Source organism: Amycolatopsis sp. NBC_01286 (assembly GCF_035982555.1).
In the GTDB taxonomy this organism is placed as follows: Bacteria; Actinomycetota; Actinomycetes; order Mycobacteriales; family Pseudonocardiaceae; genus Amycolatopsis.
Genome location: NZ_CP108428.1, coordinates 5,893,047 through 5,911,782, shown reverse-complemented (window position 1 = coordinate 5,911,782; position 18,736 = coordinate 5,893,047). Strand labels below are relative to the sequence as shown.

Genomic DNA, 18,736 nt, shown 5'->3' with positions numbered 1-18,736 from the left:
CCGGCAGCACGCGGCGGAGGCGGCTCCTAAACGGGTTCGACACGGAACACCGCGATCCGGCCCGCCGCGTCGGCGACCGCGTCCGGGTTGGACGCTTCGGCCAGACCCGTTGTCACGTAACGGTTGCCGACGCTCGGCGGGCTGGTCTCCACCAGCTTGCGCAGGATCGGGCGCCGCTCCTCCACCGGCACCTCGACCAGCCGGGCGGTGGCCGAACGGCGGCCGCGGGTCAGCGTGACGCTGGCCGCGGCGCGCACGTTCGCCACCCAGGCGGCCTTCGGGTACGCCTGGATGATGTAGCGCTCGCCGTCCTGCGGGATGACGGCGATCGGGAAGGTGCGCGGGACGCCACTGCGGCGCCCCGCGACCGTGAGCAGCTGCATCGGGCCGAACGCGATGCCGAGCCGCTGGAGCCCGACGACGAGCTTGTTCCCGGCGTTCACCATCCGCCGGTAGTTCTGTGCTGTTGCCATGCCTCGAGCGTACACCAACTCGTACGAAACTCATATCATCCGAAAGCCGTAACTCAGGTCGGGTCGGGACCCGGTGCCGGCTCGGGCGGGACGGGATCCGGCACGGGCACGCTGCCGGGCTCGGGCGTCGGCAGCTCCGGGCCGGGGCTCGGTGCCACCGGATCCGGGCCCGGCGGTGCGGGGTCGGGGCTCGGCCCGACCGGGTCCGCCGGGATCGGCTCGGGTGGTGCCGGGGGTGCGGTCAGGCGCTCCGCTGCGATCGGCATCGATCTCCCTCCGCCGTCCGTGGGTCGGCCGGCTGTGACTCTTGGTTACCCAAGACGCGCATCCGGGAACCGCGCTTGACCCTGACACCGTGTCAGGCCGTACTCCTCGGCCATGACCTTCCGGACCGCCACCGAAGCCGCCGCCGGGATCCGCCGCGGCGCGCTCTCGGCTCGTGACCTGACCGAAGAACTCCTCGACCGCATCGAGGATTCCCAGCTCAACGCCGTCGTCGAAACCCACCGTGACGCCGCGCTCGGAGCCGCCGAGGACGCGGACCGGGCCGTCGCGCGCGGTGCCGATCTCGGGCCACTGCACGGCGTTCCGATGACCGTCAAGGACGCCTTCGCCGTCGAAGGCATGCACACGACCTGGGGTGAGCCGGCGTTCGCGGAGCACGTCGCGGACCACGACGCGGCCGTCGTCGAACGGCTGCGGGCCGCGGGCGCGATCGTCGTCGGCAAGTCCAATGTGCACCGCATGCTCGCCGACTTCGGGCGGACGGTGAACCCGGTGTACGGCCGCACGCTCAACCCCCGCGACCCGGCGCGCACGCCGGGTGGCTCGTCCGGGGGCGCCGCGGCCGCGGTCGCCGCGGGACTGTCCTATCTGGAGTACGGCTCCGACCTGGCGGGCTCGATCCGGATCCCGGCGGCCTACTGCGGCGTCTACGGCCTCAAGCCGACCGCCGGAACCGTGCCGCTGCGCGGGTTCCAGCCACCCGGCCCGCCCGCGGAGCCCGGCCGGGACTTCCCGTCGGCGGCCGGGCCGCTCGCCCGCTCGGCCGCCGACCTGCGGCTCGCCCTCGGCGTCACCGGCGGGCCGGACGGCGCCGAGGCACACGCGTACTCGTGGCGGCTCGCGCCACCGCGCCGCACTCGGCTGTCGGACTTCCGCGCCGGCGTCGTCCTCGACGACCCGCGCTGCCCGGTGACCGCCGAGGTCGGAGACGCGCTTTCGGACGTCGTCGACGCGCTCGCCCGCGCCGGCGTCCGGGTCACCGAAGGCTGGCCGGACGGCGTCGACCCGGCCGCCCAGGCGGAGTCGTTCGGGTTCCAGGTGGAGCTGTTCTTCGCGATGCGCGAAGGCGACGTCGCGGGCGTCGTCGAGCAGGAACGGCGGCGGCACGCTTCGGCGGCGGCGTGGGGCCGGTACTTCCGGGACGTCGACGTCTTCCTGTGCCCCACGGTCTTCACGACGGCCTTTACCCACGACGGCGAGCAGGACCGCTACGACGACCAGGTGTTCTGGATCGCGCAGGCGTCGCTGCCCGGCCTGCCCGCGGTGTCCGCCCCGGCCGGGGGCACACTCCCGGCCGGGCTGCAGGTGGTCGGCCCGGCGCACGAGGACGACACGGCGATCACGTTCGCCGAGCTCGCCGCGGCCGTCGCGGGCGGGTTCGTCCCGCCTGGGGAATGATCGGCGGATGTTCTCGATCGGGGACTTCGCCCGCCACGGCCGGGTGTCGGTCCGGATGCTGCGCCACTACGACGCGCTCGGGCTGCTGCGCCCGGCCCGCGTCGACCCGGCGACCGGCTACCGCAGCTACACCGCGGGGCAGCTGGCCCGGCTCAACCGGATCGTCGCACTGAAGGACCTCGGGTTCACCCTCGAGCAGGTGCGGACGCTGCTGGCCGAGGAGGTGCCGGTCGAGCGGGTGCGCGGGATGCTGGACCTGCGGCGCGCGGAGCTGGAGACGGCGGTGGCGGCGAGCGCGGCGAAGCTGGCGCAGGTCGAGGCCCGGCTGCGGACGATCGAGGACGAGGGCCGCGCGCCGGCGTACGACGTCGTGGTCAAGGACCTGCCGGCCGTGCGGGTGGTGGAGCTGACCGGCGTCGCGGCCGGGTTCGCGCCGGAGGCGATCGGGCCGGTGGTCCGCCCGCTGTGCGCGGAGCTGGGCCGGCGGCTGCCGACCGCCGACGTGACGCCGGCCGGGCGTCTGACGTGCTACTACGAGCAGCGCGCGGAGGACGAAGTCGTGGTCCACGCGGCGATCCCGGCGTCGGTCGGCCCGGGTGACCTGGCCGGCTTGAGCGTCGCGGACCTCCCGGCGGCACGCGCGGCGACGCTGGTCCACCGCGGCGCGATCGACGGCGTGCTGCCGAGCTGGCAGGCGGTCGTGCGGTGGATCGAGGCGCACGGCCACCGCTCGGCGGGCGCGCAGCGGGAGCTGTACCTCGACTGTCCGGAGGATCCGGCGGGCTGGGTGACCGAACTGCAGGAGCCGATCGCCTGAGATCGTTGCTATCGTTCCGCGGCGTGACCGGACAATCGCTTTCCCTCGAAGAACTCCCGGTCGTCTGGCGATCGGCGATCCTCCCGCGGCAGTACCGGCCGCGCGGTCCGCTCGTCGAAGTCCACCTGGTCCCGGCCGCTCCGGGGACGCACCACGCGACGCCGGACCTCGAGCGGACCCGCGGCGAACTCGCGGAGTCGGGCTTCGTCGGAGAGCAGCCCGTGCACGCCGGCTCGTCCGAGGACGGCGCGTGGGCGTTTTCGACGGCCGGGGAGTCCGGGCTCGCGGTGCTGAGCAGCGGCCAGCGGACGTGCTGGTTCCCCTTGCCGGAAGAGAGCTTCGACCGGGAGGCGCTGGCGCTGCGGGTCGCCGCCCGGCTGACCGCGTTGCTGGCCATCGGCCTTCCGCTGCCGGACGCCCTCGCGCCGGCGATCGGGCTGGATCCCGTCGCCGCGACGACCACCGTCGCCACCCGCAGCGTGCGCAGCCCCGGCCGGATCCGGATGGGGACCGTGGCGGCGTTCCCGGCCGACGAGCTGCGCCGGACGGCGCGGGAGATCGCCGAGGACCTGGTGGCCCGGCTGGCCGCGCCGCTGAGCTAGGCGCCGCCGGAGTCCGCTCGCGGGTGGTGCGGCTGGGCGTGCGCGCCCGGGGGCAGGTCGCGGTCCAGGTGGTCGGCGTGGTGCAACGCCTGGGCCAGCAGGCCGCGGACGTGGTTGTCGGCCGCCGAGTAGTAGACGAACGTGCCTTCGCGGCGGCCCTTCACCAAGCCCGCCAGCCGGAGTTTCGCCAAGTGCTGGCTGACCGCAGTCGGCGCCGCGCCGGCCAGGTCGGCCAGGCCGGCCACCGACGACTCGCCCTGCAGCAGCGCCCACAGGACCTTGATACGGGTCGGGTCGGCCAGCAGGCGGAACGACTCCGCCGCCAGGTGGACCTGCTCGTCGGTGGGCATGTCGAAGTCGGGCACTTCGTTACCCTACTACTTGCGTATATGCGCGCCTACGCAGGTAAGGTGACGGCCATGACGGGACACGGGCACCGCCACTCGCGGTGGCGACCGCACAGCCACGACAGCGCCGACCGCGTCGACCAGGCCCTCGAGACCAGCCGGCGCGGGATGCGGGCGCTCGTCCGGTCGTTCGCCGCGCTGTTCGTCACCGCCGTCGCGCAGCTCGTGCTCGTGGTCGTCACCGGGTCGGTGGCGCTGCTGGGTGACACCATCCACAACTTCGCCGACGCGCTGACCGCCGTCCCGCTCGGCATCGCGTTCCTGCTCGGCCGGCGGGCGGCGACGCGCCGCTACACCTACGGCCTCGGCCGCGCGGAGGACCTCGCCGGGCTGGTCGTGGTGCTGGTCGTCGCGGCGTCGGCGGTGATCGCCGGGTACGAGTCCGTGCTGCGGCTGCTCGACCCGCGCCCGGTCGGCCACCTGTGGGTGGTCGCGGCCGCCGGGGTGGTCGGGTTCGCCGGGAACGAGCTGGTGGCGCGGTACCGGATCACCGTCGGGCGCGAGATCGGCTCGGCCGCCCTGGTCGCCGACGGCCTGCACGCGCGCACCGACGGCTTCACGTCCCTGGCCGTGGTGCTCGGCGCGGCCGGCGTCGCGCTCGGGTTCCCGGCGGCGGACCCGATCGTCGGGCTCGGCATCACGGTCGCGATCCTGTTCGTCCTGCGCGACGCGGCGAAGGAGGTCTTCCGGCGGCTGCTGGACGCGGTCGACCCGGCAACGGTCGAGCTGGCCGAAGCCACCGCCCGCGACGTCCCGGGGGTGCTCGGCGCCGGCCCGCTGCGGATGCGCTGGATCGGGCACCACCTGCGCGCCGAGCTCGCGGTCACGGTCGCGACGACGCTGACGGTCGCGCAGGCCCACCGCATCGCCCACGACGTCGAGCACCGGCTGCTGCACGCGGTCGCCCGCCTGACGGCGGTCGTCGTCCACACCGAACCGGCGACCGGCGCCGAGCAGGCCCACGAGGGACTGGCCCACCACCACTGACCGAGGTCACGCCACGGGCTGCTCCACGGGTTCCGGCTTCGGGGTCAGCACGCCCGCGAACAACGCCGCCAGGACGCACAGCACCACCGGGACCGCGAACGTGACGTTCAGCGGCATCCACCGCGTCAGGCCGCCGATCAACGCCGGGCCGGCCAGCAGGCCCACGTAACCCAAGCCGACCACCCGGGCCATCAACGCGCCCGAGTTGCGCGTGTCCAGGTTGCCCGCCGCCGAGAACAGCTGCGGTACGCCGCCCGAGAGGCCCAGGCCGAACACCGCCCAGCCGACCAGGGACAGCGGGACCCACGGCGCCGCGGCGGCCACCGAGAGGCCCACGGCCGCCATCGCCGCGCCGTAGCGGACGATCGCCGCCGGGCCCGCCCAGGCCGCGACGCGGTCGGTCAGGAAGCGGCCCGTCGTCATGGCCACCGCGAACGCGCCGTACGCCAGCGCCGCCGTCGAAGCCGAGGTGCCCAGCACCTTCTCCATGTGCAGCGCGGCCCAGTCGTTCGCCACGCCCTCCGAGAGCATCAGCGCCAGGGCCAGCGCGCCCAGCAGCCAGATCAGGCGGCCCGGGGTCCGGCGGGCGGACGTCGGCGCCGGAGACGCCTGGGCGACGTCGGCGGGCGCGTCGGCCGGCTCGATCAGGAACCGGGCCGCCACCAGGGAAAGCACGATGCACACCAGGCCGGTGCCGGTGAGCGTGACGCCGGTCGGGACGCCCGCGCCGAGCGTCGCGGCGCCGATCACCGCGGCCAGCGCGCCGCCGATGGACCACATCGCGTGGAACGAGGCCATGATCGGACGCGGGTACGCGCGTTCCACGACGACCGCGTGCGAGTTCATCCCGACGTCGATCGCGCCGTTGCCGAAGCCGAACAGGATCAGCGAGAGCCCCAGCGTCCACCACGAGTTCGCGAAGCCCGGCGCGCACAGCGCGAGGCCGAGGAACACCCCGGCCGCCGGGACCAGCTTGCGGTGCCCGAGGCGGTCGACCAGCGGCCCGGAGACCTGCATGCCGGCGAACGCCGCGCCGCCGAGCACCAGCAGCAACGCGCCCAGCGTGCTGTGCGAGATGCCGGTGGCGCGCTCGACGTTCGGGATGTGCACCACCCACATCCCCATGCCGAACCCGTTGAGGGCGAAGAACATCCACGTCGCGACACGGGCGGCGCGCGGACGGGCGGAAACGGTCGTCATCGGTTCTCCAGCGAGTCTGGCAAGGGGACAGCGACGTGCACGAGCACGCCCCGCTCGGCCAGCGCCGCACGCTGGTCCGCGGGGGCACCCGGGTCGGTGATCAGGACATCCGCCCGGTCGGCGGGGCACACGTGGGCGAGCGCGGCGCGATCCCACTTCGCGCTGTCGGCGAGCACGATCGACCGCGCCGACACCGCCAGGGCCTGCTGCTTGACCTCGGCGTCGGCGAGGTCGAACGCGGTCAGCCCGGCGTCGAGGTCGAACGCGCACGGACTCAGCACGGCGACGTCGAACCGCAGCGCCCGCAGCGAAGCGAGCGTCAGCGGCCCGACCAGCGCCTGCTCCCCCGGCCGCGGTTCGCCGCCGGGCAGCAGCAGCCGCACGTGCGGGGCGTCGGCGAGTTCACGAACGGCGTGCAGCGACAGCGGCATCACGGTGACCGACCGGTCGCGCAGCAACCGCGCCAGCTCCAGCGCCGTCGTGCCACTGTCGAGGACGACGGTCTCGCCGTCGGCGATCAGCTCCGCCGCCGCGGCCGCGATGGCCCGCTTCGCCTCGGTGGACGCCGTGGCGCGGGCCGCGAACGGCGGCTCCATACCGGACGGTGACGCCGGGACAGCCCCGCCGTGCACCCGCCGCAGCACGCCGCGGGCGGCGAGGTGGTCCAGGTCCCGGCGCACGGTCATCTCCGACGCGCCGGTCACCTCGGCCAGCTCGCCGACGCCGACCTGCTCGGTGCCGCGCAGCCGCTCGACGATGACCCGTTGCCGCTCCGCGCTCTTCACTCCGCGATGCTCGCAAGAACCGCGCATTCGCACAACTGATTTGTTCGACCGATCACGCGACTTGTGCGAAATCCCGCTGCGGCATGATGGGGACGTGCACGTCGCCGAGACCACCGCAGCCCCGTGACCGGGGGCTACCTGAAGGGCCGGATCCGCCGCGAGGACATCATCACGGCGGCGGCCGCGGCGTACGGCGAGCTCGGCTACCACAGCTCGTCGCTGCGGGAGATCGCCAAACGCGTCGGTATCACCCACGCCGGCCTCCTGTACTACTTCCCGACCAAGGAAGCGCTGCTCGCCGCCGTCCTCGAACGGCGTGACGCCGACGACTCCGACCGCGAGCAGCTGCGCGTCCCGCCCGGGCTCGACGTCCTGCGCCACTTCGTCGCGCTGGCCGAGCACAACGTCCGCCACCCCGGCATCGTCGACCTCTACTCGCGGCTCGCCGCCGAAGCCGTGGCCCCGGACCACCCGGCGCACGACTACTTCGTGGAGCACTACCGGGCCGCGCGCGCGGGCGTGCGCGAGTCGTTCGAGGTCCTCGCCGCGCGCGGCCAGCTGCGCGACGGCGTCGACCCCCGGGTGGCGGCGCTGACCTTCATCGCCCTGATGGACGGCCTGCAGGTGCAGTGGCTGACCGTGCCCGGTGACGTGGACCTGGTCGGCTCACTGCGGTTCGCCCTGCAGAACCTGCTCGCCGTCCCGCTTTAGAGCGTCTTCTCGTACGGGTCCCACGCCGCCGGCAACGCGGGCGGCACAGCGACCACGCTGTCCACCTCCACGGGCTGCCCGCGAGTCAGCGACTCGTCGATGGCCAGCATCGCGTCGAGCACGTGGTAGGCCAGCTCGCCGGACGCGCGTTCGGGCACCCCGGCGCGGATCGCCCGCGCCAGCTCCAGCGTGCCGGTGCCGCGCGAAGCCTGGTGCCCCTTCGGTTCCAGCTCTTCGGGCTCGTCCTGACCGAACAGGTGCAACGCGGTCGCGCCGTCGAACCGGTTGGGGTCCGGGAGCACGGCGGTGCCGAGCGTGCCGGTCAGCTCGACGAAGCCGGTGCGCTTCAACGCCGAGTCGAAGCTCAGCACGAGCTGGGCGGACCCGCCCGAGGCGAACTCGACCAGGGCCGTGACCGTGGTCGGCACCGTCACCGGGAACTCCGTCCCGGCGCGCGGCCCGGACCCGATGACGCGGGTGTCGCGCGCCCGGCCGCCGGCGCCGGTGACCCGGCGGATCGGGCCGAGCAGGTGCACCAGCGTCGTCAGGTAGTACGGGCCCATGTCCAGCAGCGGCCCGCCACCGGCCTGGAACAGGAACTCCGGCGCGGGGTGCCAGCTCTCCGGCCCGGGCACCTGGAACAGCGCGAGCGCGGTGTTCGGCTGCCCGATCCGGCCTTCGTCGATCGCGCGCCGCGCGGTCTGCAGCCCGGCGCCGAGCACGGTGTCGGGCGCGCTGGCCACGCGAAGGCCCTTCTCCCGCGCGCGGTCCAGCAGCTTGCGGCCGGTCTGGCGGTCGAGCGCGAGCGGCTTCTCCGCCCAGACGTGCTTGCCCGCCTCGAGCGCGGCGAGGCCGACGTCGACGTGCGAAGCCGGAGTGGTCAGGTTGACCACCAGCTCGACGTCGGGGTCGTCGAGCAGCTCGGCCACGGTGCCCGACCGCGGGACGCCGTGCTCGGCCGCCCGCGCCGCCGCGCGCTCGGTGTCGAGGTCGGCGACGCGCAGGACGCGGACGTCCGGGAAGCTCGTCAGGTTCTCGAGGTAGGTGCCGCTGATGACGCCGGCACCGACGAACCCGACGCCGACCGGCCCGCCGGTCACTGCCCGGCGCCGGTCAGGAAGGCGTGGCTGGCGGCGATGGCTTCGAAGAGGTCGCCGTCGAAGGCGTCGAACTCGACCACGCGAAGGGCGGTCGGCGCGGCGGCGAGCACCTCGGCGATCGGCACTTGGCCCTGACCGGCGGGAAGCTGGCCGGAGGCGTCGGTGGCGAGGCCGCCGTCCTTGACGTGGATCGCCTTGACGCGGTCGCCGAGCCGGCCCAGCAGGGCGGCCGCGTTCTCGCCGCCCGCGGTGGCCCAGTAGGTGTCGACCTCCAGCGCGACGGCCGGGTCGAGCTGGTCGGCGAACACCTCGAACGCGGCGCGGCCGTCGATCCGGGACTCCAGCTCCCACCAGTGGTTGTGGTAGCCGACTCCGACGCCGTGCTCGGCCGCCACCTTCGCGGCGGCGTTGAGCGCGTCGGCGGTCGCGGCGATGTCGGCCGGGTCCTGCCACTGCTCGGGCTTGACCAGCGGGTCGATCACCAGGCCGATGCCCAGCTCGGCCGCCGCGGCGAACACGGCGGCCTGGTCGGCGCCGATCAGCCGGGCGTGGGCGGTCGGCGCGGTCAGGCCGTTGGCCGGCAGCCCGGCCCGCAGCGCCTCGACGTTCTCGACGACGCCGTACGGCTCCACCTGCGTGAAGCCGATCGCGGCGAGACGCCGCAGGGTGTCGGCGGGATCGGCCGCGAACGCGTCGCGGACCGAATACAGCTGCACGGAAAGCAGGCTCATCCCCAGCTCCTGAGATCACGGTGGCGGACGCCCGCCACGGCTCCACAAGATTTCTACCACCTGGTCAAAATTCGCACCAGGGCTTTCCCGGTGACTCGACCGGACAGATCCGCGGTTTTCCCGGACGTCTTCGTGCGTGCCCCGGCTCACCGGCCGCGGGGGTTTTGGGGTGCTCCGGATGGGGCAGTAACGCAGCACGGGAAGGGGCCGGACCGACGCTGGAGGTGCCGTCAGTGGACAGGACAGGGGACGAAGTGGACACGGGGGCGCTCGGCCACCCGGGGTCCCGTCGCGACCTGACGGAACTGTCCGAGGCCGCGCGCGATCTCGACCGGCGGATCGAGCAGCACTTGGCGCGGTTGCGCCGGGACCGCGCCGGACGCCGGGACGACCACCGGGACGACATTCCGGACCAGCGGCTTCGCCCGAGCGGCTGACCTCGCGTTTACCGCGGGGACGCGACCTACTACGCTGGGTGGCCCACGCCGCCCGCCGATGTCCTGCGAGGTCGCCATGTCCGACGTCCCGTCCGTGAGTTCCCCCAGCCAGAAGCCGGTGGGGGTGGATCCCGAGCGGCCGAGCATCGCGCGGATCTACGACGGGTTCCTCGGTGGTCACAACTTCTACGAAGTCGACCGCGTGGTGATGGAGAAGATCCGCCAGGCGGTCCCGGAAGCGGTGGACATCGCCCGCGGCAACCGCGGCTTCCACAACCGCGCGCTGCGGATGCTGGCGAGCCAGACCAAGATCCGGCAGTTCGTCGACTGCGGGTCCGGGCTGCCGACCGCGGAGAACACGCACCAGATCGTCCAGCGCATCGACAAGGACACGAACGTCGTCTACATCGACAACGACCCAGTGGTCCTGGCGCACGGCCGCGCGCTGCTCGCCGAGAACGACTTCACGCACATGGTCGAGGCGGACATCTTCAAGCCGGAAGCGGTCCTGGGCAACGACGAGGTGCTGCGTCACATCGACTTCACCGAGCCGGTCGCGCTGCTGCACGTCGGCACGATGCACCACTTCGAGGGCGACGGCGCCGCCGACGTCATGGGCGAGTACATCGACGCGCTCGCGCCGGGTTCGTACGTGGTGCTGTCGCACTTCTTCGACCCCGAGGTGCCGGAGCTGACCGCGATCGCCAAACGCATCGAGGACATCCTGACCCAGGGCCCCCTCGGCGCCGGCCGGTTCCGCACCCGCACCGAGATCGAGGCGATGCTGCCGGGCCTGGAGTTCCTGCAGCCCAACGCGACGTCGGAGCCGGGCCTGGCGGTCTGCGACGAGTGGTGGCCCGACGGCCCCCGGCTCACGCCGCTCAGCGGCTCCGCGAAGTGCGTGGCCGGGATCGTCGGGGTCAAGCGCTAGCCGTGGTCGTGAGTGGTAATGCGGGTTAGAACCCGCACCACCACTCACGACAGGCTCGCTAACGCAGCTGCCAGAGGTGGTCCGCGGTCCCGTTGTCGGCGAACTGGACCACCTGGGCGCTGTCCGCCGTCGACATCAGGTCGACGCCGAGGACCTTGCCGGAGTTGCGGTTCTTCACCCGCCACCAGCCGTCGCCGTTGTCGACCAGCTGCCAGAGGTGGTCCGCGGTCCCGTTGTCGGCGAACTGCACCACCTTCGCACTGTCCACGGTGGACATCTGGTCGACGCCGAGGACCTTGCCCGAGTGATGGTTGCGGATCCGGTACCAGCCGTCGCCGTTCGCGACGAGGTGCCAGAGGTGGTCGTCGGTCCCGTTGTCGGCGAACTGCACCACCCGCGCACTGTCCGCTGTGGACATCTGGTCGACGCCCAAGACCTTGCCGGAGTTGCGGTTCACGATCCGGATGGCCGCTCCCCCGCCGCCGGGCAGCCACGGATGCCCGTCCGGCGCCGCCGTCGGGAACGACGTGACGCGCAGCCGCGCCGCGCCCATCGGGATCAGCGTGATCGTCTCGACCGGCGCGTCGCTCTTCGCCGGTGACGCCTGCAACGGCGTGACGACGTGCTGGTCGTCCACGGTCCATTCGGCGATCTTCCGCGCCGACGCGGTGATCTTCACCGGGACGGCGTCCGGGGTGAACGGGTTGGCGGGCAACGTTCCCCCGGCCGCGGAGAAGGTCAGCGCCGCGTCGACGGCCAGGCCGTAGTTCCACGGCGTCGTCGCGTGCACGGCGTACTGCGGGAACTGTGCGGACCCGCCGAGCGACTGGTAGCTCTCGCCGATCTTCAGCGAGTACGTCAGCGGGCCGTGGTCGACCGACCGCGAGTCGTGGTTCGCGCTCCAGGTCCGCACGGTCGTGCGCTGCGGCAGCGTCAGCGTGACGACGTCGCCGTCCGCCCAGGTGCGCGAGACCTTCGCGAACGACGGCCCGGCGGTCACCGCGACCGACGCGCCCGCGACGACCAGCCGTGGCGCCGCGCACCACGCGGGAATCCGGAAGTACAGCGGGAAAGCCAGGTTCCGCGGCGTTCGGACGGTGAAGGTGACCTGCTCGGAGAACGGGTACGTGGTGTCCTCGGTGATGGTCACCGCCGTGCCGTCGGCGACTTTCGCCGTGACGCTGCTGGCGGAGTACATCGCCGCCGCGAGGCCGTTGTCCGGGGTGGCCAGCCAGAGTTCCTCGGTGAAGTACGGCCAGCCCATGCCGTAGTTGTGCGGGCAGCAGCGGTACTGGTCGACGCCGGGCAGGTAGGCCTGCATCGCGAAGCCGTTCTGGAACTGGCCTTCGCTCTTGGGGACGTTGTCGAGGTCGACGCCGTTCGCGCTGGTGATGTAGTGCACCGCGCGCCCGGCCGGGTCGAGCGCGGCGGGCAGGGAGTTGAACGCGAGGTCCTCGCAGCGGTCGGCCCACACCGGGTCGCCGGTCAGCCGGGTGAGCAACTGGTGACTGGCCATGAACTCGACGATCCCGCAGGTCTCGAAGCCCTGCCGCGGGTCGCCGAAGCCGGGACGCGCGTTCTCGTCGCCCGCGAACCCGCCGCCGGCGAACTGGCCGTACGCGGCCATGACCGTGGTGTAGTCCTGGTAGGTGGCCTGGGTGAGCGACGCCGAGCCGGTGCGCAGCGCGTACTGCGCGGGCTCGCGGAACCCCTGGGCGACGTTGACGTTGTGCAGGCTCGGCAGGTTGCCGACCCAGTTGGCGCCGTAGGTGTGGATCTTGTCGGCGAGGTCGAGCAGGAAGGTGTCGCCGGTGCGGTTGAACAGCCAGAACACGCTGTCGAGCCCGTCACCCCAGCGGACGGACACCCAGCTGGAGTTGAACGCGCCCGGCCCCTGCGCGTTCATGTACCGCAGGAAGCGCGTCAGGAACGGGACGACGCGCGCGTCGCCGGTGTACTCCTGCCACGAGCGCAGGGCCTGCAGCAGCGGCAGGTACGGCCAGAAGTCGGGGCCGTTGTTGAGCGCCGTGCGCAGCGCCGTCGGGCCGAAGAAGCCGTCGGACTGCTGGGTGGCGAGGATCGCGTCGATCCACTTGCCGGCGGTGGCTTTCGCGGTGGCGTCGCCGGTGACCGCGGCGAGGTCGACGTAGCCGCGCAGCCAATACGGCACCTCCTCCCAGCCGGTGCGCTCCGGGTGGACCCAGCCGCTGGTGGCGAAGTCGAGGAAGTGCGACGTCTCGGCGTAGTGCCCGCACAGGCCGTCGAGCTGCAGGCGCAGCTGCCCGGCGAGCCAGCCGCGCGCGGTGACCGCGCCGGACGGGAGCTTGAGAAACGCGGTGGGCTTGAGCGGAGCCGCGTTCGGCGTGTACAGCCCGCCGGCCGCGGGGGCGACGGTGCGGCCGCCGGGAAGGGCGGCCCCGGCGTCCCGCGTACTCGCGAACAGACCGGCGGCGACGGCTCCGGCGACGAACTGCCTGCGGCTCAGCGACACGGGTATCAGCCTCCGCGGTCGTTACAACGTTGTAAAAATAGTCTTACCCGCTGTATACAACGTTGTAAATCCGCCGTTCGTCGGAGGCGCCGGCGTACGGCCCGGATTCGGTCGTGTACCCGCGGTCAGATCCCGGTTAAGATCCGACCGGAGGGTCCGGAACGCACCGGGTCGCGACGACTGTGTGCGTGGCTCGGCGCAAGCCGGGCGGGTATCACGGTGGCCGATGGCGACCGGGCAGACCCGGACTGCCCTCCGCAGCACCGAACACCCCAGCTGAACCGACTTCGACGAGCACCGCCGGTACCGGGACGGGCGGTGCGATGAGCGAGGTCAAGGTGAGTGTCAGCTCGTGGGTGGCGGCGCCTCTCTACGTCGTGCTCTGCCTCGCGGTGTGCTTCGTCGCGGCGCTGCCGGTGTGCGTGTACATCGCGAAGAAACGCGGCCCGGAGGGGCTGCGCGCCTTCGCCGAAGTGGTCCGCGCGTTCTGGGGCCGGAAATCCTGAGCCCGGCGTGGGTCAGGCGAGCACGCGGACCCGGCGGATCGCGAAGTACACCAGCGCCGCCGTCAACACCGCGAAGATGCCCGTTTCGATGCCTTGGAACGTCCAGAACCGGTCCCCCGGTTGGTATTCCAGCCAGTTGTAGGCACCCGGGCCGCCGGCACCGCCGGTGCCGCAGCCTTCGGGGCCGCACGGGCCGATCTGCGAGTTGGGCAGGACCATGTCGCCCGCCGCGTTGCGCACGCCCTGGTCCATCACCCAGTCGCCGGCCGCGGTGTTCGGGGTCTGTCCGCTGTCCGGGGCGAACGTGAGGGTCTGCGCCGGCAGGTACCGCGGGCGGGCGAAGACCTCGATCGCGACGCGGACCACCGCGTAACCGACGAGCGAGATGCCCATGGCGGGCAGCACTTTCGTCCAGTACGTCCCGGCGAAGATCCCGAGCGCGAGGGCGAACAGCGTGTACACGACCGGGACGACGCCTTGGACGTCGAAGGCGAAGTAGCCCAGCCGGCCGGTCGCGCTCACCAGCGGCTCGAACCACCACGACACGCCCAGCGCGTACCCGACGGCCAGCACCGCCGTGATCGAGCCGATCAGCCCGAACTTGACCAGCGCCCAGTGCAGCCGGCTCACGCCCTGCGTCCACACCAGACGGTGCGTGCCCTGCTCGACCTCACGCGCGATGAGCGGCGCGCCGAAGAACACGCCGACCAGCACCGGCAGGATCACGAACAGGACGGCGACGAACACCATGCCGCCGAACTGCTGCTGGAACTGGTGGGCGAGGCTTTCGCAGTTCGCCACCGACGCCGTCTGCGTGATCATCGACGCCTGGCCCAATGCGGCCCGGCAGGCGGCCAGGCCCGAATCCTCGTACTTCGCGTGCATCGCCAGGCCGGTGGGGATGACGATCGCGGCGAGCGCCCCGAGCACGGCGAGGGTGAACCACGCCTGCCTGCGGTACTGGCGCCAGGTCAGCCAGATCATGCCGGCACCCCCCAGGCTTCCGGGGCGACGCGGGGCTCGGCCGCGGCGAGGTGGCCGAGCACCAGGTCCTCCAGGGTCACTTCGTGTTCCGTCCACAGTGGATCGATCGAACCGGCACCCCGGCGGACGAGCAGTGTCGACTGGCGGTCCGTGTGGCTCGCGCGGACGACTTCCGCGACCCCGGCGATGGACTCGCTGCCGGCGCGCGGGCCGGTGAGCGTGCGGTGCGCGTCGAGCAGCTCGTCGACCGCGCCGGTCAGCTGGACGCGGGAGGACTGCAGGACGACCAGGTAGTCGCAGCTGCGTTCGAGGTCGGCCAGCAGGTGCGAGGACAGCAGCACCGTGGTCTCGCTCTCGGCCACCGCACCCATCAGCGTCTGCATGAACTCGCGGCGCGCCAACGGATCGAGGCTCGCGATGGGCTCGTCGAGCAGCAGCAGCCGCGGCCGCTTGGCCAGGGCGAGCGCCAGCGCGACCTGCGCCCGCTGCCCGCCCGAAAGCTTGCCGACGGCTTTGCCCGGCGGGATGCCGAGCGCGGCGAGCCGCTCGCGGGCCAGCGCGGCGTCCCACCGGCGGCGGTTCAGCTTGCCGCCCATGGTGATCAGCTCCGCCGCGGTGAAGTCCCGGTACACCGGGGTGTCCTGCGCGACGAACCCGATGTCGGCGAGCACCGCGGGCCCGTCACGCGGGTCGCGGCCGAAGACGCGCACCTCCCCCGCGTCGGGCTTCAGCAGCCCGACGGCCAGGTGCAGCAGCGTGGACTTGCCCGCGCCGTTCGGGCCGACCAGCGCGGCGATCCGCCCGGCGGGCAGCGTCAGCGCGCAGTCCTGCAGCGCCCAGCTGCGCCCGTAGCGCTTGCCCAGCGCCCTGGCCTCCACCGCCAGCTCCATCGTCGGACTCCCCTCGGGGTCACTACAGCTTCCATTGGTCGAACGGCGGCGTGGTGCCGCGCATCGTCGTGTCGATCAGCGCGCTGATGTCGTCACCCGACATCCCCGCCTCTCCCGCGCGCTCCAGCCACGCCACCAGCTCCTCGCGCAGCCGCGCCTGGTAGCCGAGTGACGGCCCGGCGAGGGTGCCGGTGACGAACGTGCCCACCCCCGGCTTGCCCTCCGCGAGCCCCTCCAGCACCAGCTCGCGGTAGGCCTTGAGCACCGTGTTCGGGTTGATCGCCAGCGCCTGGGCCACTTCACGCACCTTCGGCAGCTGGTCGCCGTCACGCAGCAGGCCGACGCGCAGCGCCTGTTTCACCTGCAGGACGAGCTGCATGTACGTGGCGACCCGCGAGCGGCCGTCCAGGACGAACTCGATCACCCCACGCCCTCCTACTGTCCTACGACATTAAGACAACACCCGGAATCGAGCCCTGTCAAGGACCGGGCTCCCGGCATAGGGTCTCGGACGAGACGTTCACCCGCACCCGGGAGGCAGGCATGTCGTTGTTGGACGGACTGGGCCAGGCGATCACCTCGGGGGCGGTCGACATCGTCGACCTCACCGCGCCGCTGAGCTCGAGCACCCCGATCCTCCGGCTGCCCGAGCCCTTCGCCAACACCATCCCGTTCCGCCTCGAGGAGATCAGCCGCTACGACGAGCGCGGCCCGCGGTGGTACTGGAACGACATCCACACGGGCGAGCACACCGGCACCCACCTCGACGCGCCGGTGCACTGGGTGTCCGGAAAGGACGGCCACGACGTCTCGCAGGTGCCGCTGAAGACGCTCGTCGCGCCCGCGGTCGTGCTCGACTTCTCGGCACGGGCGGCCGCGGACCCGGACTTCCTCCTTTCGGTGGACGACGTGACCGCGTGGACGGCCGAGCACGGGCCGCTGCCGGCCGGCGGCTGGCTGCTCTACCGCACCGGCTGGGACGCGCGCGGCGGCGACCAGGACGAGTTCCTCAACGCCGACGAGACCGGTTCGCACACCCCCGGCGTCTCCGCGGAGTGCGCGCGGTGGCTCGCCGAGGAAGCCCCGATCACCGGGTTCGGGGTGGAGACCGTCGGCACCGACGCGGGCTAGGCGCCCGGGCTCGAGCCGATGTTCCCGTGCCACGAGCTGCTGCTCGGCGCCGGGAAGCACGGCCTGACGCAGCTGCAGAACCTCGCGTCCCTGCCGCCGACCGGCGTGCTGCTGATCGTCTCGCCGCTGCCGATCGTCGGCGGGTCCGGCAGCCCGGCGCGCGTGCTGGCCCTGGTGGAGCGGTGAACGTCGCCGAGCTCGTCGGCCGCACCCTGGCCGGCCTCGGCGCCGGCACCGCGTTCGGCGTGGTGGGCAGCGGCAACTTCGAGGTCACCAACGCATTGCGCGCGGGCGGCGTCCGGTTCGTCGCGGCCCGCCACGAAGGCGGCGCGGCGAGCATGGCCGACGCCTACGCGCGGATCAGCGGGAAGGTCTCGGTGCTGTCGCTGCACCAGGGCTGCGGGCTGACCAACGCCGTCACGGGGATCACCGAGGCGGCCAAGAGCCGGACGCCGATGCTCGTGGTGACCGCCGACTCCGCGGGCTCGTCGGTGCTGTCGAACTTCCGCATCGACCAGGACGGGCTGGCCACCGCGGCCGGCGCGGTGCCCGAGCGGGTGCACTCCGCCGCGAGCGCGGTCGCGGACACCGTCCGGGCCTTCCGGACCGCCCGGCAGGAGCGCCGGACGGTCGTGCTGAACCTGCCGCTCGACGTCCAGGCGCAGCCCGCGCCGGACCTGCCGGACGTGCTTCCACTGGTCCCCGGACCGGCCCCGATGCGCCCCGACATCGGCGCGGCGGCCGACCTGGCGGACCTCCTGATCGCCGCCGAACGGCCGGTGTTCATCGCCGGGCGCGGCGCCCGCGGGAGCCGGGAACCGTTGCGGGAGCTGGCTTCGCGCGCCGGAGCGCTCCTGGCGACGTCGGCTGTCGCGCACGGGCTCTTCCACGACGACGAGTTCACGCTGGGCATCTCGGGCGGGTTCGCCTCGCCGGTGGCCGCGGAGCTGATCGCCGGCGCCGACCTCGTCGTCGGGTGGGGTTGCGCGCTGAACACGTGGACCACCCGCGACGGGAAGCTGCTCAGCCCGTACGCGACGCTGGCCCAGGTCGACCTCGAGCAGGGCGCGCTCGGCGCGCACCGGCCGATCGACCTCGGCGTCGTCGGCGACGCCGGCTGCACCGCCGAAGACGTCCTGAGTGAGCTCGGTGACCACAAGGCGGTGGGCTACCGGACCGAAGACGTCGCCCGCCGGATCGCGACGGCCGGGCGCTGGAACGACGTCGAGCACGACGACCTGTCCCGCGGCGGCCGGATCGACCCGCGGACGCTCAGCAGGCTGCTGGACGACCTGCTGCCCGCCGAGCGGATCGTCTCGATCGACTCGGGCAACTTCATGGGCTACCCGAGCGCGTACCTCTCGGTCCCCGACGAGCTGGGGTTCTGCTTCACCCAGGCGTTCCAGAGCGTCGGCCTGGGTCTCGGCACGGCGATCGGCGCCGCGCTCGCCCGCCCGGACCGGCTGCCGGTGCTGGGCACCGGCGACGGCGGGTTCCACATGGCACTGTCCGAGCTGGACACCGCGGTCCGGCTGCGCCTGCCGCTGGTCGTGATCGTCTACAACGACGCCGCGTACGGCGCGGAGATCCACCACTTCGGCGACGCCGACATGTCCACGGTCCGGTTCCCCGACTCCGACATCGCCGCCATCGGCCGCGGCTTCGGCTGCGCCGGCGTCACCGTGCGGTCGGCCGAGGACCTCTTCGCGGTGAAGGACTGGCTCGCCGGACCGCGCGACGCGCCCCTGGTCATCGACGCGAAGATCGCCGACGACGGCGGTTCGTGGTGGCTCGCGGAGGCCTTCCGGCACTGACACGATCGTGGGACGCCCTTGACAACGGCTCGGGCGCGGCTGGATGCTGGCCGAAT

At 72.9% G+C, this 18,736-nt stretch carries 20 protein-coding genes and 1 pseudogene; 10 read left to right on the top strand and 11 right to left on the bottom strand.

Features of this window, described 5'->3' with window-relative positions:
• Positions 1 to 26: 26 nt before the first annotated feature.
• On the bottom strand, positions 27 to 473 hold the full coding sequence (locus tag OG570_RS28460; RefSeq protein ID WP_247053579.1) for a nitroreductase family deazaflavin-dependent oxidoreductase: 447 nt from the start codon (positions 471 to 473) through the stop codon (positions 27 to 29).
• Between the two features lie 53 nt (positions 474 to 526).
• Positions 527 to 739 carry a hypothetical protein gene (locus tag OG570_RS28455; RefSeq protein ID WP_326952227.1) on the bottom strand — a complete coding sequence of 71 codons (213 nt, stop codon included), beginning with the start codon at positions 737 to 739 and terminating at the stop codon, positions 527 to 529.
• Positions 740 to 851: 112 nt separating this feature from the next.
• Between OG570_RS28455 and OG570_RS28450 the strand changes: the two genes are divergently transcribed.
• Genes OG570_RS28450 through OG570_RS28440 form a run of 3 tightly spaced genes read left to right on the top strand, consistent with a single transcriptional unit; the run spans position 852 to position 3,575 of the window.
• Positions 852 to 2,156, top strand: a complete 1,305-nt coding sequence (locus OG570_RS28450) for an amidase family protein (RefSeq protein WP_326952226.1) — start codon at positions 852 to 854, stop codon at positions 2,154 to 2,156.
• Positions 2,157 to 2,163: 7 nt separating this feature from the next.
• Positions 2,164 to 2,973 (top strand): MerR family transcriptional regulator, encoded by an 810-nt coding sequence (locus OG570_RS28445; RefSeq protein WP_326952225.1) that lies wholly within the window; start codon positions 2,164 to 2,166, stop codon positions 2,971 to 2,973.
• Positions 2,974 to 2,996: 23 nt separating this feature from the next.
• On the top strand, positions 2,997 to 3,575 hold the full coding sequence (locus OG570_RS28440) for a hypothetical protein (protein ID WP_326952224.1): 579 nt from the start codon (positions 2,997 to 2,999) through the stop codon (positions 3,573 to 3,575).
• On the opposite strand, the gene OG570_RS28435 is transcribed toward OG570_RS28440, so the two are convergent.
• On the bottom strand, positions 3,572 to 3,925 hold the full coding sequence (locus OG570_RS28435) for an ArsR/SmtB family transcription factor (protein WP_326960182.1): 354 nt from the start codon (positions 3,923 to 3,925) through the stop codon (positions 3,572 to 3,574). The two genes, OG570_RS28440 and OG570_RS28435, sit on opposite strands and share 4 nt — an antisense overlap.
• A 69-nt stretch (positions 3,926 to 3,994) precedes the next feature.
• On the opposite strand from OG570_RS28435, the gene OG570_RS28430 reads away from it, so the two are divergent.
• A complete protein-coding gene (locus OG570_RS28430) occupies positions 3,995 to 4,969 on the top strand; it encodes a cation diffusion facilitator family transporter (protein ID WP_326952223.1) in 975 nt (324 codons plus the stop codon).
• A 6-nt stretch (positions 4,970 to 4,975) separates the two neighbouring features.
• Here the strand turns inward: OG570_RS28430 and OG570_RS28425 are convergent, their stop codons facing one another.
• Complete coding sequence (locus OG570_RS28425) at positions 4,976 to 6,169, bottom strand: MFS transporter (protein ID WP_326952222.1); 1,194 nt, start codon at positions 6,167 to 6,169, stop codon at positions 4,976 to 4,978.
• Complete coding sequence (locus OG570_RS28420) at positions 6,166 to 6,954, bottom strand: DeoR/GlpR family DNA-binding transcription regulator (protein ID WP_326952221.1); 789 nt, start codon at positions 6,952 to 6,954, stop codon at positions 6,166 to 6,168. Before OG570_RS28420 ends, OG570_RS28425 begins: the two co-directional genes overlap by 4 nt.
• A 123-nt stretch (positions 6,955 to 7,077) precedes the next feature.
• On the opposite strand from OG570_RS28420, the gene OG570_RS28415 reads away from it, so the two are divergent.
• Positions 7,078 to 7,665: a TetR/AcrR family transcriptional regulator gene (locus OG570_RS28415; RefSeq protein WP_247053590.1), complete on the top strand. Its 588-nt coding sequence runs from the start codon at positions 7,078 to 7,080 to the stop codon at positions 7,663 to 7,665.
• Here OG570_RS28415 and OG570_RS28410 read toward each other — a convergent pair.
• Entirely contained in the window at positions 7,662 to 8,765 is a 1,104-nt protein-coding gene (locus OG570_RS28410; protein WP_326950997.1) for a Gfo/Idh/MocA family protein, read from the bottom strand. The genes OG570_RS28415 and OG570_RS28410 overlap by 4 nt on opposite strands.
• On the bottom strand, positions 8,762 to 9,496 hold the full coding sequence (locus OG570_RS28405) for a sugar phosphate isomerase/epimerase family protein (protein ID WP_326950998.1): 735 nt from the start codon (positions 9,494 to 9,496) through the stop codon (positions 8,762 to 8,764). Before OG570_RS28405 ends, OG570_RS28410 begins: the two co-directional genes overlap by 4 nt.
• A 233-nt stretch (positions 9,497 to 9,729) precedes the next feature.
• Between OG570_RS28405 and OG570_RS28400 the strand changes: the two genes are divergently transcribed.
• Positions 9,730 to 9,933 carry a hypothetical protein gene (locus tag OG570_RS28400; protein ID WP_326952220.1) on the top strand — a complete coding sequence of 68 codons (204 nt, stop codon included), beginning with the start codon at positions 9,730 to 9,732 and terminating at the stop codon, positions 9,931 to 9,933.
• A gap of 76 nt (positions 9,934 to 10,009) precedes the next feature.
• The gene (locus tag OG570_RS28395) at positions 10,010 to 10,864 is read left to right on the top strand and encodes an SAM-dependent methyltransferase (RefSeq protein WP_326952219.1); all 855 of its coding nucleotides are present in this window, start codon (positions 10,010 to 10,012) and stop codon (positions 10,862 to 10,864) included.
• Positions 10,865 to 10,922: 58 nt separating this feature from the next.
• Here OG570_RS28395 and OG570_RS28390 read toward each other — a convergent pair whose 3' ends face one another.
• Entirely contained in the window at positions 10,923 to 13,355 is a 2,433-nt protein-coding gene (locus OG570_RS28390; protein WP_326952218.1) for an RICIN domain-containing protein, read from the bottom strand.
• A 323-nt stretch (positions 13,356 to 13,678) separates the two neighbouring features.
• On the opposite strand from OG570_RS28390, the gene OG570_RS28385 reads away from it, so the two are divergent.
• Positions 13,679 to 13,861 carry a hypothetical protein gene (locus OG570_RS28385; RefSeq protein WP_326951002.1) on the top strand — a complete coding sequence of 61 codons (183 nt, stop codon included), beginning with the start codon at positions 13,679 to 13,681 and terminating at the stop codon, positions 13,859 to 13,861.
• Positions 13,862 to 13,873: 12 nt separating this feature from the next.
• Here the strand turns inward: OG570_RS28385 and OG570_RS28380 are convergent, their stop codons facing one another.
• From OG570_RS28380 to OG570_RS28370, 3 genes are read right to left on the bottom strand one after another with little or no spacing between them, the layout of a single operon-like run.
• Complete coding sequence (locus OG570_RS28380; protein WP_326952217.1) at positions 13,874 to 14,845, bottom strand: ABC transporter permease; 972 nt, start codon at positions 14,843 to 14,845, stop codon at positions 13,874 to 13,876.
• Entirely contained in the window at positions 14,842 to 15,735 is an 894-nt protein-coding gene (locus OG570_RS28375; protein WP_326951004.1) for an ABC transporter ATP-binding protein, read from the bottom strand. The genes OG570_RS28380 and OG570_RS28375 overlap by 4 nt, the downstream gene beginning before the upstream one ends.
• Positions 15,736 to 15,757: 22 nt before the next feature.
• On the bottom strand, positions 15,758 to 16,159 hold the full coding sequence (locus tag OG570_RS28370; protein ID WP_247053609.1) for a GntR family transcriptional regulator: 402 nt from the start codon (positions 16,157 to 16,159) through the stop codon (positions 15,758 to 15,760).
• 119 nt (positions 16,160 to 16,278) lie between these two features.
• Here OG570_RS28370 and OG570_RS28365 point away from each other — a divergent pair.
• Positions 16,279 to 17,052 (top strand): annotated as a pseudogene (locus OG570_RS28365) (cyclase family protein).
• On the top strand, positions 17,049 to 18,680 hold the full coding sequence (locus OG570_RS28360; RefSeq protein WP_326952216.1) for a thiamine pyrophosphate-binding protein: 1,632 nt from the start codon (positions 17,049 to 17,051) through the stop codon (positions 18,678 to 18,680). Before OG570_RS28365 ends, OG570_RS28360 begins: the two are co-directional and overlap by 4 nt.
• The last annotated feature ends 56 nt before the right edge of the window (positions 18,681 to 18,736 follow it).